The sequence below is a fragment of the Microbacterium sp. NPDC055910 genome, assembly GCF_042271185.1.
In the GTDB taxonomy this organism is placed as follows: Bacteria; Actinomycetota; Actinomycetes; order Actinomycetales; family Microbacteriaceae; genus Microbacterium.
The window spans coordinates 1-18,791 of the sequence record NZ_JBHJZS010000032.1; the positions used below are offsets into that span (position 1 = coordinate 1).

General features: G+C 69.7%; 15 protein-coding genes. 5 read left to right on the plus strand and 10 right to left on the minus strand.

The features are described 5' to 3' along the window. Window positions 1–153: 153 nt before the first annotated feature. From recQ to ACFC3F_RS12285, 3 genes are read right to left on the minus strand one after another with little or no spacing between them, the layout of a single operon-like run. Entirely contained in the window at window positions 154–2,160 is a 2,007-nt protein-coding gene (gene recQ / locus ACFC3F_RS12275) for a DNA helicase RecQ (RefSeq protein WP_376129964.1), read from the minus strand. 53 nt (window positions 2,161–2,213) lie between these two features. Further along, a complete protein-coding gene (locus ACFC3F_RS12280; RefSeq protein ID WP_376129967.1) occupies window positions 2,214–2,750 on the minus strand; it encodes a DUF1697 domain-containing protein in 537 nt (178 codons plus the stop codon). Between the two features lie 58 nt (window positions 2,751–2,808). Then, on the minus strand, window positions 2,809–5,367 hold the full coding sequence (locus ACFC3F_RS12285) for a DEAD/DEAH box helicase (RefSeq protein WP_376130037.1): 2,559 nt from the start codon (window positions 5,365–5,367) through the stop codon (window positions 2,809–2,811). 178 nt (window positions 5,368–5,545) lie between these two features. Between ACFC3F_RS12285 and ACFC3F_RS12290 the strand changes: the two genes are divergently transcribed. From ACFC3F_RS12290 to ACFC3F_RS12300, 3 genes are read left to right on the plus strand one after another with little or no spacing between them, the layout of a single operon-like run. Then, window positions 5,546–5,866: a GNAT family N-acetyltransferase gene (locus ACFC3F_RS12290; protein WP_376129970.1), complete on the plus strand. Its 321-nt coding sequence runs from the start codon at window positions 5,546–5,548 to the stop codon at window positions 5,864–5,866. 4 nt (window positions 5,867–5,870) lie between these two features. Next, complete coding sequence (locus ACFC3F_RS12295; protein ID WP_376129973.1) at window positions 5,871–6,875, plus strand: pirin family protein; 1,005 nt, start codon at window positions 5,871–5,873, stop codon at window positions 6,873–6,875. Window positions 6,876–6,894: 19 nt separating this feature from the next. Next, window positions 6,895–7,452 (plus strand): ECF transporter S component, encoded by a 558-nt coding sequence (locus tag ACFC3F_RS12300; protein ID WP_376129976.1) that lies wholly within the window; start codon window positions 6,895–6,897, stop codon window positions 7,450–7,452. Window positions 7,453–7,508: 56 nt separating this feature from the next. On the opposite strand, the gene ACFC3F_RS12305 is transcribed toward ACFC3F_RS12300, so the two are convergent. Genes ACFC3F_RS12305 through ACFC3F_RS12335 form a run of 7 tightly spaced genes read right to left on the minus strand, consistent with a single transcriptional unit; the run spans window position 7,509 to window position 15,951 of the window. Continuing rightward, window positions 7,509–8,939, minus strand: coding sequence for an FGGY-family carbohydrate kinase (locus ACFC3F_RS12305; protein ID WP_376129980.1), 1,431 nt, complete (start codon window positions 8,937–8,939; stop codon window positions 7,509–7,511). Then, window positions 8,936–9,637 (minus strand): GntR family transcriptional regulator, encoded by a 702-nt coding sequence (locus tag ACFC3F_RS12310; RefSeq protein ID WP_376129983.1) that lies wholly within the window; start codon window positions 9,635–9,637, stop codon window positions 8,936–8,938. Before ACFC3F_RS12310 ends, ACFC3F_RS12305 begins: the two co-directional genes overlap by 4 nt. A 14-nt stretch (window positions 9,638–9,651) precedes the next feature. Continuing rightward, window positions 9,652–10,869, minus strand: coding sequence for a CaiB/BaiF CoA transferase family protein (locus tag ACFC3F_RS12315; protein WP_376129986.1), 1,218 nt, complete (start codon window positions 10,867–10,869; stop codon window positions 9,652–9,654). Window positions 10,870–10,894: 25 nt separating this feature from the next. Continuing rightward, window positions 10,895–12,586 carry a thiamine pyrophosphate-binding protein gene (locus ACFC3F_RS12320; protein WP_376129989.1) on the minus strand — a complete coding sequence of 564 codons (1,692 nt, stop codon included), beginning with the start codon at window positions 12,584–12,586 and terminating at the stop codon, window positions 10,895–10,897. Window positions 12,587–12,597: 11 nt separating this feature from the next. After that, on the minus strand, window positions 12,598–13,590 hold the full coding sequence (locus ACFC3F_RS12325) for a hypothetical protein (RefSeq protein WP_376129992.1): 993 nt from the start codon (window positions 13,588–13,590) through the stop codon (window positions 12,598–12,600). Then, window positions 13,587–14,948 carry an MFS transporter gene (locus ACFC3F_RS12330; RefSeq protein WP_376129995.1) on the minus strand — a complete coding sequence of 454 codons (1,362 nt, stop codon included), beginning with the start codon at window positions 14,946–14,948 and terminating at the stop codon, window positions 13,587–13,589. Before ACFC3F_RS12330 ends, ACFC3F_RS12325 begins: the two co-directional genes overlap by 4 nt. A 52-nt stretch (window positions 14,949–15,000) precedes the next feature. After that, complete coding sequence (locus ACFC3F_RS12335; RefSeq protein WP_376129998.1) at window positions 15,001–15,951, minus strand: MaoC/PaaZ C-terminal domain-containing protein; 951 nt, start codon at window positions 15,949–15,951, stop codon at window positions 15,001–15,003. Window positions 15,952–16,203: 252 nt separating this feature from the next. Between ACFC3F_RS12335 and ACFC3F_RS12340 the strand changes: the two genes are divergently transcribed. Both ACFC3F_RS12340 and ACFC3F_RS12345 read left to right on the plus strand, forming a co-directional pair. Further along, window positions 16,204–17,952 (plus strand): ABC transporter ATP-binding protein, encoded by a 1,749-nt coding sequence (locus ACFC3F_RS12340; protein WP_376130040.1) that lies wholly within the window; start codon window positions 16,204–16,206, stop codon window positions 17,950–17,952. Next, the gene (locus ACFC3F_RS12345) at window positions 17,949–18,791 is read left to right on the plus strand and encodes an energy-coupling factor transporter transmembrane component T (protein WP_376130001.1); all 843 of its coding nucleotides are present in this window, start codon (window positions 17,949–17,951) and stop codon (window positions 18,789–18,791) included. Before ACFC3F_RS12340 ends, ACFC3F_RS12345 begins: the two co-directional genes overlap by 4 nt.

An 18,791-nucleotide genomic window follows, 5' to 3' on the forward strand; every position in this document is an offset into this window, starting at 1 on the left:
GGCCGAGACTGCGGGTGAAACCCACGTTCTCGGCGTGCCGTTGCAGTCTCGCGGTCATGGTGGGACCCGGGCGCGCGCCGCGGCCGCCGGCGCGCGCGGAGGGCGACGCGCGCGGCAAGCGCGACGCGTGCAGCGAGCGCGACGCGGCCGGCGTCAGGCGCCGGCGACGACGGCGAGCACGGCGTCGCCGTAGGCCTCGCGCTTCTTCGCGCCGATGCCGGTGATGCCGTCGAGGTCGGCGAGCGCAGCGGGACGACGCTCGGCGAGCGCGCGCAGGGTCGCGTCGCCGAACACGATGTAGGCCGGAACCCCGAGCTCCTTCGATACGCCCGCACGCCAGGCACGCAGCGCCTCGAACAGGTCGCGGTCGCCTTCGGCGACGTCGACGGGCGCCGAGCTCTTGCGCAGCCGCGCGGGTGCGGCGCCGCGACCGAGCACATCGCGACGCAGCGGCACGGGCGCCTCGCCGCGCAGCACGCCCGACGCGGGCTCACCGAGCGCGAGCGTGCCGTACTCGCCGCGAGCCACGAGGATGCCGCGTGCGAGCAGCTGGCGGACGACGCTGCGCCAGTCCTGGTCTGACAGGTCGGCGCCCAGGCCGTAGGTCGACAGGGCGTCGTGCCCCTGCTGGCGGATGCGATCGGTCGATGCGCCGCGCAGGATGTCGATCAGATGCCCGGCGCCGTAGGCCTGACCGCGCTCGCGCTGCAGCCGCACGATCGTCGACAGCAGCTTCTGGGCGGGGATGAGTCCGTCCCACGTGTCGGGCGCTTCGAGGCACGTGTCGCAGTTGCCGCACGGAGCGGAGTCTTCACCGAAGTATCCGAGAAGATTCTGCCGGCGGCATCCGACCGTCTCGCACAGCGCGAGCATCGCGTCGAGGTGCTGACCGAGCCGCATCTTGAACGCACGATCGCCGGGGCTCTGATCGATGAGGCGCCGCTGCTGCACGACATCGCCGAGCCCGTAGGCCATCCAGACGATGGATGCCGCTCCATCACGGCCCGCGCGGCCCGTCTCCTGGTAGTACCCCTCGACCGACTTCGGCAGGTCGATGTGCGCGACGAACCGGACGTCGGGCTTGTCGATCCCCATGCCGAAGGCGATCGTCGCGACCATGACGACGCCGTCGTCGCGCAGGAAGCGGGACTGGTTCGCCGCGCGCACCTCGGCCGGCAGCCCCGCGTGGTAGGGCAGCGCGTCGATGCCCTGCGTCTGCAGGAACTCAGCCATCTGCTCGACCGACTTGCGGCTCAGGGCATAGACGATGCCCGCCGGCTGCGACTCGTCGGCGCCCGCGCCGAGAGACCGGATGAAGGCGACCAGCTGACGCCGCGGGTCGACCTTGGCCTCGATCCGGTACTGGATGTTGGGGCGGTCGAAGCTCGCGACGAAGTGCTGTGCCTCGGGCAGGTGCAGTCGCTGCGTCAGCTCGCGGTGCGTCTCGCGGGTGGCCGTCGCCGTCAGCGCCATGCGCGGCACACCGGGGAATCGCTCGTGGAGGTCGCCCAGCGCGAGGTAATCGGGCCGGAAGTCGTGCCCCCACTGCGACACGCAGTGCGCCTCGTCGATCGCGATCACGCTCAGTCGCCCGCGCTGCAGCAGCTTCGTCGTGGCCGGCCCCGACAGGCGCTCGGGCGCGACGTAGAGCAGGTCGAGCTCGCCCGCGAGATACGCCCGCTCGACCGCCGCACGCTCGGCCGGCGCCTGCGTCGAATTGAGATAGGCCGCGCGCACGCCGTTGGCCACGAGCGCGTCGACCTGGTCGTGCATGAGCGCGATGAGGGGACTCACGACGAGCCCCGTGCCCGGCCGCACCAGCGCGGGCACCTGGTAGGTGATGCTCTTGCCGGCGCCCGTGGGCATCAGCACGACGGCGTCGCCTCCCCCGACGACGTGCTCGACGATCCCGCCCTGGTCGCCGCGGAACGCGTCGTAGCCGAAGACCTCCTTGAGGACGACCCCGGGGTCGGTGCCCGTGAAATCCCGCCGCGACGTGCCGGCGAAGGGGTCGGCGAAGGGCACGTCGAGCCCGTACGGGGGTTCGTCGCCGTCGGGCGGCGGGGCGAACTCGTCGGGATCCCACGCGAGGTCGGCGTAGGGATCGGTGGCCGCGTCCGCCGTCGCGAACGACGCGGCGGGCTCGGCTTCGCGGGACATCCTTCCAGCGTAGCCATGGCCGCCGACGCCCGGCCCCGCCTGTGGAAGGGGACTCAGCACCACTTCGCCGCGATGGCCGCGACGACGGTGGCGTTGCGGGTCGTGCTGACGCCCAGCAGCTTCGCGGCGCGCAGCGCCGGCACGTCGGCGTCTTCGTAGCCCGGCACGAGCAGCGCGTGCACGGCACGCCCACGCACGTAGACGCTCCCCGCCTCCGTCGACGTCGCCTCGATGTCGGCCGCCACCGCCGGCTGCGGCGCAGACCTCATCAGCGAGACGTAGTGGCGGATCGCGCGCGGGTGGGCGGCGGCCAGCTCGGCGGCATCCGTCGCGATGCCGGCGAACTCGGTCGGCCGGAACGCGATCGTGGGCACCTCGAATCCGCGATCGGCGAGAAAGGCCCGCTCGAGGGTCTGCTCGATGCGCGCGAGCGAGCGCATCGACGTCGTGAACCGCACGTTTCCGGTGTTGATGTGGGTCTCGGCGTCGTCGAAACCGGCATCCGTGACGACCCGGCTGATGTCGGCTTTGGAGAACTTGCGCGTGGGGCCGAGATTGATGGCCCTCAGGAACCCGAAGTATGCGGCCATGCCGTTACGGTATTGCGCGCGACGCGCTCGCGGCACCCCCCTTTCGCACAGGGGGTCGCTACAGCCGCACCGCCTCGGTGACCCGCACGACGGCGGCGCCCGCTTCGACGGATGCTGCCAGGTCGACCTCGGCGCGGATCCTCCAGTCGTGGTTCCCGGCGGGATCGTCGATCGTCTGCTCGACGAGCCAGCGACCCTCGGCGGAGGTCTCGTCGATCGCGCACAGCCGCGGCGAGCGCGCGGGACCGCCCGTGAGGATCTCGTCGTGCTCCTCGTAGTACGCATCGAGCACGGCGGGCCAGTCGACGTCGGGATCGAGTTCGACGAGGGCGTCGTCGCGCTGCAGCGCGGCCAGCTGCACACGCCGGAAGAGTTCGTTACGCACGAGCACCGTGAACGCCCGGCGGTTGGTCAGGATCGACGGGGGCGCGGGCGGAAGAACGGGCGCCTCGCCCGCCGCGACCGGATCGACGAGCGCGGCCCACTCGTCGACGAGCGACGAGTCGACCTGGCGCACGAGCTCGCCGAGCCACTCGACGAGGTCGTCGAGATCGTCGGTGCGCGCCTCGGCCGGCACCGTCTGCCGCACGGCCCGGTACGCATCCGACAGGTAGCGCAGCACGAGGCCTTCGCTGCGCGTCAGGTCGTAGAGCGAGACGAACTCGCCGAACGACAGCGCCTGCTCGTACATGTCGCGCACGACCGACTTCGGCGACAGCTCGAAATCGAGGACCCACGGCTGCGACGAGGCGAACGTCTCGAACGCCTGCGTGAGCAGGTCGGCGAGCGGCTTGGGATAGGTGATCTGCTCGACCAGCGCCATCCGCTCGTCGTACTCGATGCCGTCGCGCTTCATCGCGCCGATCGCCTCGCCGCGGGCGCGGTGCTCCTGCTGCGACAGGATCGCGCGCGGATCGTCGAGGGTCGACTCGATGACGCTCAGCACGTCGAGCGCGTAGTGGCCCGTGCCCACGCCGGATGGGCTCGACGAGGTTCGGAGATCCGCGCGTGCCTCGGAGGATTCGTCCGCGTCGCTGCGAACTTCGCGCGACTCTCCGAGGTTGACGGCGGATGCTGCACCCGCACCGCCCACCGGACGGTCGTCGTCGGGCGACAGCAGCCCGATCGCGGCGAGCGCAAACGGCGACAGCGGCTGGTTGAGCGCGAAGTTGGGCTGCAGATCGACCGTGAGGGCGATACCGGAAGGCCCCGCCTGCACGACGCCCGCCGTCACGAGCGTGCGGAAGATCGCGAGCGCGCGGCGCGCGAGGGCGTACTGGCGCGCGCGGGGCTCGTGGTTGTCGAAGACGAGCGAGCGCACGTTGCCGAACACGTCGCCTCCGCGCGCGATGACGTTGATGAGCATCGCAGCCGTCAGCTGCAGGTGCGGCACGAGGGGCTCGGGCGAGGCCGCGACGAGCCGGTCGAACGAGCCCTCACCCCAGTTGACGGTGCCCATCGGCGCCTTCTTGCGCACGATCTTCTTGCGCTTGGCGGCGTCGTCGCCGGCCTTGCGCAGCGCCGCGGCGTTCTCGATCTCCCACTCCGGCGCCATGACGATGACGTTGCCGTGCGTGTCGAAGCCCGCCCGGCCCGCGCGCCCAGCGATCTGGTGGAACTCCCGGGCCGAGAGCTGCCGCATCCGCTGTCCGTCGAACTTCGTCAGCGCCGTCACGATGACGGTGCGGATCGGCACGTTGATGCCCACACCGAGGGTGTCCGTGCCGCAGATGACCTTGAGCAGTCCCTGCTGCGCGAGAGTCTCGACGAGCCGGCGATAACGGGGCAGCATGCCCGCGTGATGCACGCCGATCCCCGCCCGCACGAGGCGCGAGAGCGTCTTGCCGAAGCCCGTGTTGAACCGGAACGCACCGAGCGCCTCAGCGATCGCGTCGCGCTGCTCGCGCGAAGCGATCTTGGTGTTGACCAGGGCCTGCGCGCGTTCGAGCGCCGCCGCCTGCGAGAAGTGCACGATGTAGACGGGCGTCTCGCGTTCGTCGAGCAGGTTCTGCACGACCTCGGGCACAGGTTCGCGCGAGTACGAGAAGTGCAGCGGCACGGGACGCTCGACGCCCGTCACGAGCGCCGTCGGGCGGCCGGTGCGACGGGTGAGGTCGTCGGCGATCGGCGTGACGTCGCCGAGCGTGGCCGACATCAGCAGGAACTGCGCGCGCTCGAGGATCAGCAGCGGCACCTGCCACGCCGATCCTCGCTCGGGGTCGCCGTAGTAATGGAACTCGTCCATCACGACCTGGTCGATCTCGGCATCGCGCCCTCGACGCAGCGCGATGTTGGCGAGGATCTCGGCCGTGCAGCACACGATCGGCGCGTCGGGGTTCACCGACGAGTCGCCGGTCACCATGCCCACGTTCGTCGCGCCGAAGATCTCGACGAGGGCGAAGAACTTCTCGCTCACGAGGGCCTTGATGGGTGCCGTGTAGTACGTGCGACCGCCACGGGCGAGGGATGCCGCGTGGGCGGCCACCGCGACGAGCGACTTGCCCGTTCCGGTGGGCGTCGACAGCACGACGTTCGCGCCCGAGACGAGTTCCATGACGGCTTCGTCCTGCGCCGGATAGAGCGTCAGCCCGCGGTCGGTCGCCCATTCGACGAACATGTCGTACACGGCATCCGGATCTGTGCCGACCGGCGGGGGAAGAAGGCTCACCCGTCGAGTCTGCCCGACGCGCCGCGGACGGTGGGCCCGCCTCGTGCCGCGTTCGGGTGCTGAGGCTCGCCAAACACCCCACGGCCGCCTACGTTGGGATCACGCGCTCCCCGACGAGAGGACCGGCATGACCGACCAGCCCGACCTGACCCACGAGCCGACCGTGACCCGCGACGACGCGCAGAGCAGATACGAAGTGCACGTCGGCGACGTGCTCGCCGGCTTCACCGAGTTCCGCACGGATTCACGCGGGCGCGTCGTGTTCCCGCACACCGAGGTCGACCCCGCCTTCCGCGGAAAGGGCCTGGCCGGCGTGCTGATCGGCGAGGCGATGACCGACAGCGCCGCGCGCGGCGACACCGTCGTGCCGGTGTGCCCGGCCGTGGCCAAGTACGTCCGCGCGAACGAGATCGGCGGGCTCACCGTCGCGTGGCCCGACGGGACCTGACGACGTGACGCGCCACGACGAGGCGGGACTGCTGCGCGACGAGCCGCCGCAGCTCGCCGCGGCGGCGGACTGCGACGGTCCGCGCGTCGTCCGGATCGATTCGCGGGAGGTGCCGCTCGGCGGCGTGCGGGCGATGAGCGTGCGTCGGCTGCTGCCGCACCGCGACCTGCCCATGGTGGGGGCGTGGTGCTTCCTCGACCGGTTCGGTCAGGAGAGCGTGAAGATGCGGCTCGAGCCGCACCCGCACATCGGACTGCAGACGGTCACCTGGCCGCTCATCGGCGAAGTGCGCCACCGCGACTCGGTCGGCAGCGACATCGAGATCGGTCGCGGCGAACTGAACATCATGACCAGCGGCGCGGGGATCTCGCACTCCGAGTACTCGGTCGGCGACGGTCCCGTCCCGCTCGACGCGTTGCAGCTGTGGGTCGCGCTGCCCGAGAGCAGGCGCCACGGGCCGCCCGGATTCGAGCGCCACGTCGACCTCCCGAGCGTCGAGCTCGCGCCCCTGACGGCCGGCACACCCGGGGGTGCGGCATCCGTCGTCGTCGGAGCCTTCGCGGGCGCGACATCGCCCGCCACGATGCACACGCCGATCGTCGGCGCCGAGATCGATCTGCCCGCCGGAGCGCATGTGCGACTGCCGCTGGATGCCGCATGGGAGCACGCGATCGTCGGCGTCGACGGCGACGTCACGGTGCACACCGAGGCCGAGACGACCCGCGTGGTGGCCGACGAGCTGCTCTATCTCGGCGTCCACCGGGAAGAGATCGACGTCTCGACGGATGCCGGCGCGCGGATCTTCCTGCTCGGCGGCGAGCCGTTCGAAGACGAGATCATCATGTGGTGGAACTTCGTCGGGCGAGCTCACGAGGAGATCGTCGAGGCGCGTGAGGACTGGGAGTCAGGCTCCGACCGCTTCGGCCATGTCGTCGGGCACGGCGACGAACGCATCCCCGCGCCGCCCATGCCGGCTGTGCGCCTCACCCGCCGTCGTCGGCGGATGTGACCCGGACTACGATCGAACCGTGGCCCGAACCTCGCTGTTGTCGACGCGTGTGCTGCTCGTCTGCGCCGCGATCGGCGTCGCGACGGGCTTGCTCGGCGGCATCGCCGGGTGGGTGACCGTCCCCCTGCTCGCGGCCCTGCCACAGGTGTACGGGCTCGTGCTCGGCGTGCATGTCCTTCCCGGCATCATCGCGCAGGAATCGTTGCGGCTCCCCTGGGTCGCCCTCACGACGCACCTGCTCGCGGCGCTCGTCTCGTGCGCCATCGCGCCGCCGTATGCGATGCAGTTCCTCGGCACGGCGATCCTCTTCGGCGGCATCCAAGAGCTCGTCGCCGCCCTCGTGCGCTACCGCTCGTGGGCCCCGTGGCGGTTCTTCGTCTCGGCCGTCTTCATCGGCATCGTCGTCGCCGCGGCCGTCTTCTTCGCCGCGAACATCGGCACGATGGCGCTGTGGGCGCAGATCCTCTACCTCACCGTGTCGGTGCTCGGCCCCGTCGTCTGGACGGCCGTCGGCCTCGCCATCGGCGCGGGCCTGCGCCGCGCGGGCGTCGGCCACCGCGGCGAGCGAGCACGCTGACGCCGCTGCCAGGCGCCGGTCGACTACGCGAAGCGGTTCTGCACCGTGACGCCGACTTATCGTGACGTCGCCGCGCGCCGGGCGTCCAGCCACTCGGCGAAGACCGCGTCGTAGCGCGCCACGCTTATCGCGTCGGGCTCCACGTCGTGGAACGTCACCCCAAGCCGTTCGCGCGCGTCGTCGAGATCACCCGCCAGCCCCACGCCCACAAGGGCAAGCCCCGCAGCACCGAGCAGCGTGACGTCGGGATCGCTCGCGACCCGCACGGTGCGGCCGAGCGCAGCGGCCCGCAGATGGGCGACGTGCATCGAGCGCGCCGAGCCTCCCGCGAAGATCAACGGCATCTCGCGCCCGGGGTCGAGCAGATCGACGCCTTCCCTTACGACGAACGTCGCCCCCTCCTGCGTCGCGCGCAGCAGCTCGGGCGCTCCGTGGTCGGGCGTGCGACCGAGCACGGCGCCACGCGTGTCCGCCCGCCAACGGGGGAAGCGCTCGCCCGACATCGTGGGGATGACGCGAAGCCCGCGGCTACCGGGCTCGACCGCCGCAAGTGCTGCGTCGGAGACCGCGCCCACAAGCAGCCGCCAGTTCGCGACGGCACCTCCGGTCATCCCCGTCGCGCCGCCGGCCGTCCAGCGGCCGGGCACGAGTGCCGGGTTCGCAACTGCACCCGCGGGGATACCCTCGACGTCGCTCACGAGCCGGCCGACTACGTCCGTTGTGCCGGCGACGTCGGCGATCGCACCCTGGGTGGCGCCGAGTAGGAATCCGATCCCGACCGACCCATCGGGACCGCCCGCGACGACCGGCAAACCCGCCGGCAGTCGGCAGCGCGCGGCCGCGTCGGGCAGCAGCGTCGCCGCGACCTCCTGGGACGCCGCCTGCGGGGGGAACCAATTCGCGGGCACGTCGAACAAGTCGAGCGCCCGCGCCTGCCACTCGAGCCGACGCACGTCGCTAGCCAGGGTGTAGGCGGCGTTGATCGTGTCGGTCACGAGCCGACCCGTGAGACGGGCGACGAGGAAATCCTTCGGGCTGAGAAGCGACGACACGCGCGAGGCGAGGCCACTCGCTCTCAGATCCAGCGCGACTGCAAGGGCGCCGCCCATCACCGTGGGACGACCGGCGGCGGCGAGCAGGTCCTCCAGCTCGTTCTTTGCCACTCCGCCGAGCAGCGTGACACCGCGCGTGTCCGCCCAGCCCCCGCCGGGGGCAACCGGTGCGAGCAAGTCGTCAACGGGCACCGTGCCGATGTGGGCCGAGATGGCCAGCGCGGCGACAGTGTGAGCGCCGCCGACCGCGTCGAGCTCGGCGAGCGCCTGCTCCACCTCGGCTAGCAGCGCGAGGGCGTCGAAGACCTCGCCTCCGACGCTTGAGGCGCGCGCGACGCGAACGGAGCGGACAACGCCGGCATCAGCGTCGACAAGAGCGGCGCGCACAGCCGATGTGCCCACGTCGACGGCGACGACGGCGGAGTTCGCGCTCACTCGGCATCGATCCGCAGAAGCAGAGGAAACTCCGGCAGCGTCCAGCCCCGTGTGTACTCGACGGGTCTGCCGGCGGCCGAGTAGGTCGTACGCAGGCCGAAGAGCACGGCACCGCCGGTGGCGGCTCCGAGCAGCTCTGCTTCGGCCTCGTCCAGCATCGAGGCCGTCATCGACTGCTCTGCCCAGCGCAGCTCGACGCCGTAGCGTTCGGACAGAGTGCGGTAGAGCGACCCCTCGAGGAGTGGTGCGCGCACGAGCCCGGGCGCCACCGGATAGGGGATCCACGCATCTTGGAGGGCCGCCGGCTTGCCTTCGACACTGCGCACGCGTGTCAGTCGATTCACGAGGTCGCCCGGCGCGAGCTCGAGCGCGGCCGCCACGTCGTCGGGCGCCTCGGCGAGCTCGGCGCGGATGACGTCGCTGGTGATATGCAGAGACGATTCGGCGAGCTCGTCCGAGAAGGAGCGCAGCCGATTGAGTCGGCGACCGCGACGCGAGCGCTCGCGCACGAACGTACCGCTGCCCTGCTTGCGGATGACGAGCTCGTCAGCGCCGAGCAGGTCGAGGGCCTGCCTCACCGTCATACGGCTGACGCCATACTGCTTCGCGAGCTCATGCTCACTCGGGAGCTGTGCAGCGGGTTCGAGCACGCCCGAGCGGATCTGGCCGACGATGTCGTCGTAGATCACTCGGTACATGGGAGCCCGTTGCATCAGATCGCTCCCTCCTCCCTGAGCTTCGCGATCTCGCCCTCGTCGAAGCCGAGGATATCGCGGTAGACGTGAACGTTATCCTCGCCGACACTCGGTGGCGCCTTGCGTACGGTCGGAGGACTCTTCTCCATGTGGATCGGGTTCGCCGGCATCCGGATCGTGCCGTGAACAGGATGCTCCGCCTCGGCGATCATGCCGCGAGCAGCGATCTGCGGCGACTGGGACACCTCGCGCACACTCGCGACCTTCGCGTACGGCACGCCGGCCTCGTCCAACCGAGCCGCGATGTCGTCGCGTTCGAGACCAGCGGCCCACTCCTGGATGATGCCTTCGAGCATGTCCTGCTGGGCCATCCGGCCCTCAACCGTCGCGAACCGCTCGTCGGCGGCGAGATCGTCACGCGCCATGACGGCGCAGAGCTTCGGGAAGAGCGAGGCTGTTCCCGCCTGGATGTAGATCGGTCCGTCAGCGGCCTCGTACACGTTCACGGGCGCAGTCAGCAGGTCGCGCGAGCCCGAGCGCGGCATCTCGAGGCCGAGCATGAGTTCTGCGATGAGCCGCGTTCCGAGCGCGGAGAACATTGTGTCGAAGCTGGCGATGTCGACGAGCTGACCCTCGCCGGTGCGATCGCGGTGCATGAGTGCCGCCATAGCGCCGATCGCACCTTGATAGCCCGTCGTGTAGTCCGCGATGTAAGTGCCCGACAGCGTCGGCTTGCCATCGGGCTCACCCGTCATGCTCATAAGCCCCGAAGACGCCTGGGAGATCGCGTCGAACAGCGCTCGACGGGAATCCGGGCCGGTCTGGCCGAAGCCAGAGATCGAGACGAGGATGACGTCGGGGTTGAGCTCCTTCATCCGCTCGTAACCCAGGCCCATCTGCTCGATCGTCCCGGGACGGAAGTTCTCGATCACGACATCAGCCCAGCGCACGAGATCCTCGAGGATCTCCAAAGCACGCGGATGCCGGGTGTCCAGCGTCGCGGCCTGTTTGTTGCGGTGGTACAGGAACATGTAAATGCTCTCGCCCTGCCAGTAGGGGCCGTGGTGGCGCGAGTCCTCACCGGCGGGACGCTCGATCTTCACGACCTCCGCTCCGAAGTCGGCGAGGATCTGCGCGCACAGCGGACCCGCGATGAAGCGCGATAGGTCGAGGACCTTCACCCCTGTGAGGGGACCGGGAGCGGTCCCTTCCGTCGTCTGTTGCTGCGTCGTCACAGTGTCTCCTTGCTCTCCGCGCGTCTCAGGAACCGTGCGGCACGAACGCGGGATAGGTCCACGCGTTCGCCGCGCGATCGAGCACGACATCGACCACGACCGGTTTGCCCGATGCGAAGCCGTCGCGCACGGCGGTCACGAGGCTGTCGACCTCGGTCACCCGCACTCCATCCAAGCCCATGCCCCGGGCGACCTGCGCGAAGTCGACTTCGTGGAAGTCGACGCCGATCGTGCGTCCGTCGAAATGCAGCACCTGCTCCTGACGGATGTTTCCGTAGCTGGAGTCGTTTAGCACGACGATCACGACGGGTCCGCCCACGCGCGCGAGAGTTTCGAGTTCGCCGAGGCTCATCCCGAGAGATCCGTCGCCGATCAGCGCGAGCACGGGCCGGGACGCATCGTCGACGACGGAGGCGATCGCGGCCGGGAGGGCGAAGCCCATGTTGCCGAATCCGACGGGCTTGATGTAGCGGTACGGCACGTCCATCTCCCACAGGAACGACCACACGCCGGGGTTGCCCGCGTCGGGGATGAGAACGGCATCGCGGGGTGTGACGTCGCGCAGAGCGCGCACGACGACGGCAGGCGAGACGACGTCCGAGTTCTCGGGTGCGAGATCGTCCGAGAGCGCCCACCAGTCGCGTTCTGCCTGCTGCAGCTCCGAGATCCATTCGGCGCGACCCTCGCGAGTTGCCGCCGCCTCGTCGACGGTCGCCGCAATGAGGTCGGTCGCGAAAGCGGCGAGGTCGCCCACGACGCCCGTCGTGACCTCGGCATAGTATCGCCCGATCATGCTCGGGTCGATGTCGACCTGCACGATCTCGGGCAGCTGGCGGCGCCAGCGCGTCGTCGACACGGCGTTGAGGCTGTTGCCGAGAGCAAGGACGAGGTCGGCGTCCCCGATCACTCGCGTCGTGAGGTTCGTGCCCATGCGACTGAGCGCGCCGAACACCAGCGGATGCGTCGTCGGCACGGCTCCCATGCCGTTGAACGTCGTGATGACGGGAATGCTCAGCGCATCCGCCAGGGCGAGCACGGCCTCCGACGCCTGCCCCCGATTGCCGCCGTTGCCGACCCAGATGACCGGCTTCTCGGCGGCGAGCACGCGCGCCGCCACGGTCGCGATCTCATCGGCGGCGGCGACGGGGCGCGTGCCGACCCAGGAGCGCGCGGGATGCACGGCGGGAACGGCCGGCGAGTTCTCGACAGGCAGCTCGATCGTGTCCCGCGCGAAGTCGAGGTGCACGGGGCCGGGGTTGCCCGTCATGGCGTTGATGTACGCCTCCTCCATCGCCTGCTTGATGCTCGACGCGTGGGCGACGAGACGGCCGTACTTCACGAAGGGCCGGAAGATCTCGACGTGATCGGCGTTCTGCGCGTCATCCTTGTGGATGTTCTCGCCGTTGTTGTTGCAGGTGATGATGATCGCGGGGCTCGAGTCGCGGAATGCCCCGCCGACGCCGGTCAGCAGGTTGGTCGCGCCGGGACCGGTCGTCGAGATCGCCACCGCGGGGCGACCCGTGAGGCGTCCATAAGCGTCGGCCATGACGGCCGCCGCATTCTCGTGCCGCGTGTGGACGAACTCGATCGACGGCGTGTCGATGATGGCATCCGTGATGGCGAGCGTCTGCCCGCCCACGACGCCGAACACCTTCGTCACCCCCAGCGATTCGAGCATCTGCACGACCAGCTGTCCGCCGGTGATCTTCTCGGTCATGGTCTTCTCTCTCATCTCCGGTATCGGTCGGGAAGCGGCGCACTCGCCCACCCCGCGGCGCTCAGGGCTCCATCGGCCCTGCGCACCCACACCTGCAGTTCGACGCGGCCGTCGGCGACCGCGGTGACGACGCCGCTGGCTTCGATGGGCTCATGCACGTCGACGGTCTTCAGGAACTTGATGCGCAGCCATCCGCCCTCGAAGAAGACGGCGCCGAACGCGCGGGTCATCATCTCGGCGAGCGCGCCGAACTGCTGCTGGCCCTGCACGATCGGCACGCGCAGGCCACCCGCGCGAGCCAGGTCGAGGTCATTGTGGATGTTGCGGACGTACTCGCCGATACGAGAGAACACCGCGGCCTGCTCGGTCGTGTAGGTCTTCTCAAGTGGGGCGAGAACCTGACCGGCAGCGGGCGCATCCGGATCGAAGGCAGGCGCGTCCGCGGGCACCGTGCCCGTCACGCGCTCCTCGGGCTGAGCGGGGGTCGCGCTACCGCGTCCCGCGACATCGCCCGGCCGGGTGCGCAAGATCTCGACACCGCGGTGGCGCAGGATGCTTCGCCCATCGGCGCCAGTCGCGGTGGCCTCCATGACGACGTAGCCCTGTCCGCGACGCTCGTAGGCTTCGGTGTACGTGCCCTCGAGCGTCACCTCCTCGTCGAGGAATGCCGGCGAGTCGAACCACAGCTGCTCCTCGGTGTGCAGTCCGACGACCTTGCTCGCGGCATACACCGTCGTGAACAGTTGCACGAGGTCGTTGCCGAGTAGCGCGGCGTGGCCGATACGGCATCCGTCGAACGGGCTCGCATCGAGGTACCACGGGTGGTAGTCATCCTGCGTGAAGGCAAAGCGCTTGATCTTGTGGTCGTCGACACGGACCGTCACGGGGCCGAGCCTCTCGGGGATCTCGAGGTTCTCGAACTCGGGCTCTTTGAGGCCGGCTTCGAGGTCGTCCACTTCGAAGGCGCGTGCGGGGTCGGTCAGATCCCGGTGGATGCTGGTCACGGCTTCTCCTCTCCCACTTTGGTCATGTCGGCCTTGTTGGTCTCGGGAGCAAGATATGCGCACAAGCCTCCGATGATCAGCGCGATGACCGTGATCAGTGCGATGGGCCACGGATCTCCGCCCGTCGCGGCGAAGATCGCCGTCGCCGCGAACGGCCACAGCCCGATGAGGACCGACGGGATCTGCGCTGCGAGCGAGACTCCCGTGTAGCGGACCTTCGTGCCGAACAGCTCGGAGAAGAACGACGGCTCGACCCCGTACACCGCCCCGACGCCGATCGCATAGGCGATCGCGTACGCGATGTACATCAGGACGATGTTGTCGGCGGCGAGGATCCAGAAGAACGGGAAGGACACGAGCGCTCCGACGACGGAGCCGAGAATGAACACCGGACGACGTCCGATCCTGTCGCTGAGCTTGCCGAAGAAGTAGTACGTGTAGATCGCGATCGCCGCCGCGATCGTCGAGGCCCACAGCACGTTGGTTCCATCGATGTTCGTATAGTTCGTGGCGAAGGTCAGGCCGATCGTGAGGATGATGTAGCCGAAGACCGCCTCGCCGAACCGCATCCCCATCGCGAGCAGGAGCGGCTTCTTGAAACGGCGGAACAGCTCTGCCAGGGGCATGCGCTCCTTCGGCTTCTCCGCTTCGGCCTTCGCCTCCAGCTCTTCCTGCGCCGCCTGGAACGTCGGGGTCTCGGTGAGCTTGAAGCGGATGAAGAGTCCGACACCGATCAGCACGATGCTCAAGAGGAACGGAACGCGCCAGCCCCAGCTCAAGAGTTGTTCGTCGGGCAGCATCGAGACGAGGGCGAAGATCGTGGTCGACATCACCAGACCGATCGCGTTGCCGATCTGCGGGAAGCTACCGTAGGCGCCGCGCTTACCCTCGGGGGCGTACTCGACCGCGACGAGTGCCGCACCGCCCCACTCACCGCCGACGCCGAACCCCTGCACGAGGCGCAGGAACACCAGCAGAATCGGGGCGAGGATGCCGATCTGGTCGGTCGTCGGCAGAAGACCGATCAGGAAGGTGGCGATGCCCATCATCATCAGCGTCGTGATGAGGGCTGCCTTGCGTCCGAACTTGTCGCCGAAGTGACCGAAGACGACTCCGCCGAGCGGACGGGCGAAGAATCCGACACCGAACACGGCGAAGGCCGCGAGTGTGCCGTAGATGGGGTCGCCGTCGCTCGGGAAAAACAGTCGGCCGAAGACGAGTGCCGACGCAGTGCCGAAGATGAAGTAGTCGTACCATTCGACGGCGGTGCCGACGAGGCTCGCGACGGCGGCCCGGCGCGCGAGCTTCGTGCGCTGCGCCTGATCGTGCGGCGCCGCGGCCGCGTTCTGCTGTGTCATGCTGACTCCTTCGTCATACGGGATCGTTCGGCGGTCATACCTGCTGCGCGGGTCACAGCAGAGTGGTGGGACGAGCGGGGTCGTCGGAAATCTGGGCGGACCCCCAGCCGACAGCGGTGCGGGTGCCGTCCGACTTGTCGACCCACACCTCGACCTCGAGCCGGCCGGAGTCCTCGCCGACGACAGCACCGCTCGTCGTGAGGACGTCGCCGACGTATGCGGGCGAGATGAAGCGCAGGTCGAGCTCACCCGAGGTGAACCACGCTGCGCCGAACACATCGACAAGATTCGCCACGATGTGCCCGGTCTGCTGCTGTGCTTGGACGATCGTGCGGTCGAGGCCGGACAGAGCTGCCTTCTCGACGCTCGTGTGGACGTTGCTGAAGCCGCGGCCCGCCCAGGAGAAGACCGACATCTGATCCTGAGTGAACGACGTTGTGCGGCCCGGCAGTGCAGCGCGCGCGGGAAGTCCGTGCGCGGCAACGGTGATCGCAGGGACCGAATCGTCGACGGTGCCCAGCACCGTGCGATGACGCTCCCCGCTCGCCGAGCGGCTTTTGCCGACGACGTCGCCTGCGACCGTGCGCATGATCTCGCGACCCACGTGTTCGACCAGCACGCGACCGTCCTCACCGCGGGCCGTCGCTTCGAGGGTGACGTAGCCCTGTCCCCGGCGCTCGTACTTGTCGGTGTAGCCTCCCTCGACTGTGATCGTCTCACCGACGCGGACGGGCGAGCGGAATCGCAGAAGCTCGTGCGTATGCAGCCCCTGAGCGGTGTTGCCGTCGTACTTGTCGTAGAAGAGGAAGAGCAGCTCGTTCGCGAGCACGAGAGGATGTCCGACCGGGCCACCGAACGGGGAGTCTACGAAGTACCAATCGCCGAAGTCGTCCTGCGCATAGGCGTAGTCGAGTACAAACCGGCGGTCGATGAGCTGCGATACCGGCCCCATCGGCTCGGGGACTTCGACAAGCTCGTATCGGGCTTCCTTCAGCGACATCATCGTCAGCCTCTCCTTGTGAACAGAATGAGCTATTTGTCTATACGACTAGACAACTGAGAGTAACCCTAGGTTATTCCGACTGTCAAACCTCAGTCCCTAGCCGGGCGTCACCGCCACAGCTGCCGCCGCTGGGTAGGGGTCGACTACGTTGGAAGCTCCACCGCTCAACCTGGACCATCGGTGACCCTTCCCGAACACGAACCAAATGCCTCGCGCCCCACGGGCGCCGCGGTATCGGGCCGTCGTACCTTCGTGCGCGTGCGCGACCTCGCGATCCGGCACGAGGGTGCGGACATCGCGCTTCCCGCATCCGCGTCGTTCGACATCGACCGCGGTGAGGTCGTGCTGCTGCTGGGGCCGAGCGGATCGGGCAAGTCGACGCTGACACTCGCCCTCAACGGCCTGATTCCGCACGCTGTGCCCGCCGAACTCACCGGTGACGTCGAGGTCGCCGGGCTGCGCACGACCGACGCGACGGTCGCCGAGCTCAGCACGCACGTGGGCATGGTCTTCCAGGATCCCGACGCACAGCTGGTCACGGGAACGCTGCTCGACGAAGTCGCCTTCGGACCCGAGAACCTGCGGATGCCGGTGGGCGAAGTCCTCGCGCGCGCCGAAGACGCGCTGCGCCGGGTCGGCCTGTGGGAGCGGCGCACCGAGAACCCCGACAAGCTCTCGGGCGGTGGCCGGCAGCGCCTCGCGATCGCGTGCGCACTGGCGATGGGCTCGCCCCTGCTCGTACTCGATGAACCCACCGCCAACCTCGATCCGCGCGGGATCGAGGAGGTCTATGCGGCGCTGGCCGAACTCGTCGCGGCCGGAGATCGCGCCATCCTGCTCGTCGAGCACAACCTCGACGCCGCCATCGGGTTCGTCGACCGCGTCGTCGTGCTCGACCAGGGCGGACGCGTCGTCGCCGACGGATCGGTCGACGCCGTGCTGCGCGACCGCGCCGACGAGTTGCACGACATGGGCGTCTGGCTGCCGGTGTCGGCGCTCGCCGCCCTGCGGCTGCGCCGCGCGGGCTACGCACTCGACCCGCTGCCGCTCACGCCCGACGAGCTGGCGGCCGCACTCGGGGCGGGCGACCCTTCGGCAAGCTCAGGGACCGGGCGAGGTGAGCGGGGCGACCCTTCGGCGAGCTCAGGGACCGGGGCGCGGCGGGGTGACCCTCCGGCGGGCTCAGAGGCCGAGGGTGGACTGATCCAGGTGCGGGGGCTCGCCGTGCGGCGGGGGCGCACCGAGGTGCTGCACGGCGTCGACCTCGACGTCGCGGCGGGAGAGTTCGTCGCCATCGTCGGCGCGAACGGCGCGGGCAAGACGACGCTGCTGCAGGCGATCGCCGGCGTCGTGCCGCCCCCGCGCGGCACCGTGCGGATCGGCGACCTCGACGTCGCCCGCGCCGACGTCCGCACCCTGTCGTCGCACGTCGGCTTCGTCTTCCAGAACCCCGAGCACCAGTTCATCGCCCACTCGGTGTACGACGAGATCGCGCACGGACTGCGCCTGCGACGCCTGCCCGACACCGACGTGCGCGAACGCACCCTCGCCCTGCTCGAGCGGTTCGGTCTCGCCGACCGGGCGGAGACGCACCCCTTCCTGCTGTCGGGCGGTCAGAAGCGCCGCCTCTCCGTCGGCACCGCTCTCGTGGCCGGCGCCCCCGTGCTGGCGCTGGACGAGCCCACTTTCGGACAGGACCGTGCCCGCGCCGACGAACTGCTGCACCTTCTGCGCGAACTCAACACCGAGGGAACGACCATCCTCGTCGTGACACACGACATGCAGCTGGTCACCGAATACGCCGACCGCACGGTCGTCATCGGCGATGGGAGGGTCCTCCGAGCGGGACCCACGGCCGACGTCTTCGCCGACGACGAACTGCTCGAGCGCGCGGGGCTGCGCCCGCCGCCCTTGCGCCGCGCACTGCGCGGGCTCACGCGGCATCCCGAACTCTCGCGCATCACACGGCTGGCCGACCTTCCCGACGGGGGTTCGTCATGAGCGCGACGGGGCCCGTCCTCACGGTCGCACCCGGCGGCCGCTTCGACCCGTACGCCGAGCGCGTCGCCGCGTCGCCCCTGCGATTCCTCTACGGCCTCAACCCGCTGGCGAAGCTCTTCGCCCCGCTGCCGGTCATCGTCGTGCTCGTCTTCGTGCGCGACCTCGCGACGCCCGCGGTGTTCCTCGGGCTGGCGTACGCCCTCCTCCTGGTCGGCGTGCGCTTCACGCCCCGTCTCGTCGGCATGCTCGTGCTCGCGATCCCGCTCGCGACCCTCGCGCTCGCGCTCGGGTTCGCGGTGTGGGCGGACGCCGCGCTGGTCTCCGACACCCCGATCGCCTGGCGGATCGGCGACTGGACCATGTACCAGGGCGCCCTGCTCATCGGTCTCGCGACGGGACTCCGGCTCGCCGCGATCATCGCGCTCACCCTGCTCGCGGGTCTGTCGACGGCGGGGCCCGACTTCGTGCGGGCGAGCGTGCAGCAGCTGCGCGTGCCGTACCGCATCGGCTACACGGCGCTCGCGGCCTTCCGCTTCGTGCCGCGCTTCGGGCACGAGCTCGACGTGATCCGGCAGGCGCACCGCGTGCGCGGGGCGCACGGCGGACGCGGCCCGTTCGCGGCGCTCGCACGGTGGTTCGGCTACATCGTGCCGCTCATGGCCGGCGGCATCCGGCACGCCGAACGCGTCGCCCTCGCGATGGATGCGCGCGCCTTCGGCGCCCACCGCGACCGCACCGAGCGGCACCTCGTGCCGTGGCGAACGCGCGACACCGTCTTCGTCGTGCTGTTCTGGGCGGTCTCGGCGGCGCTCTTCGTCGGCGCCGCCGTCCTCAGGTAG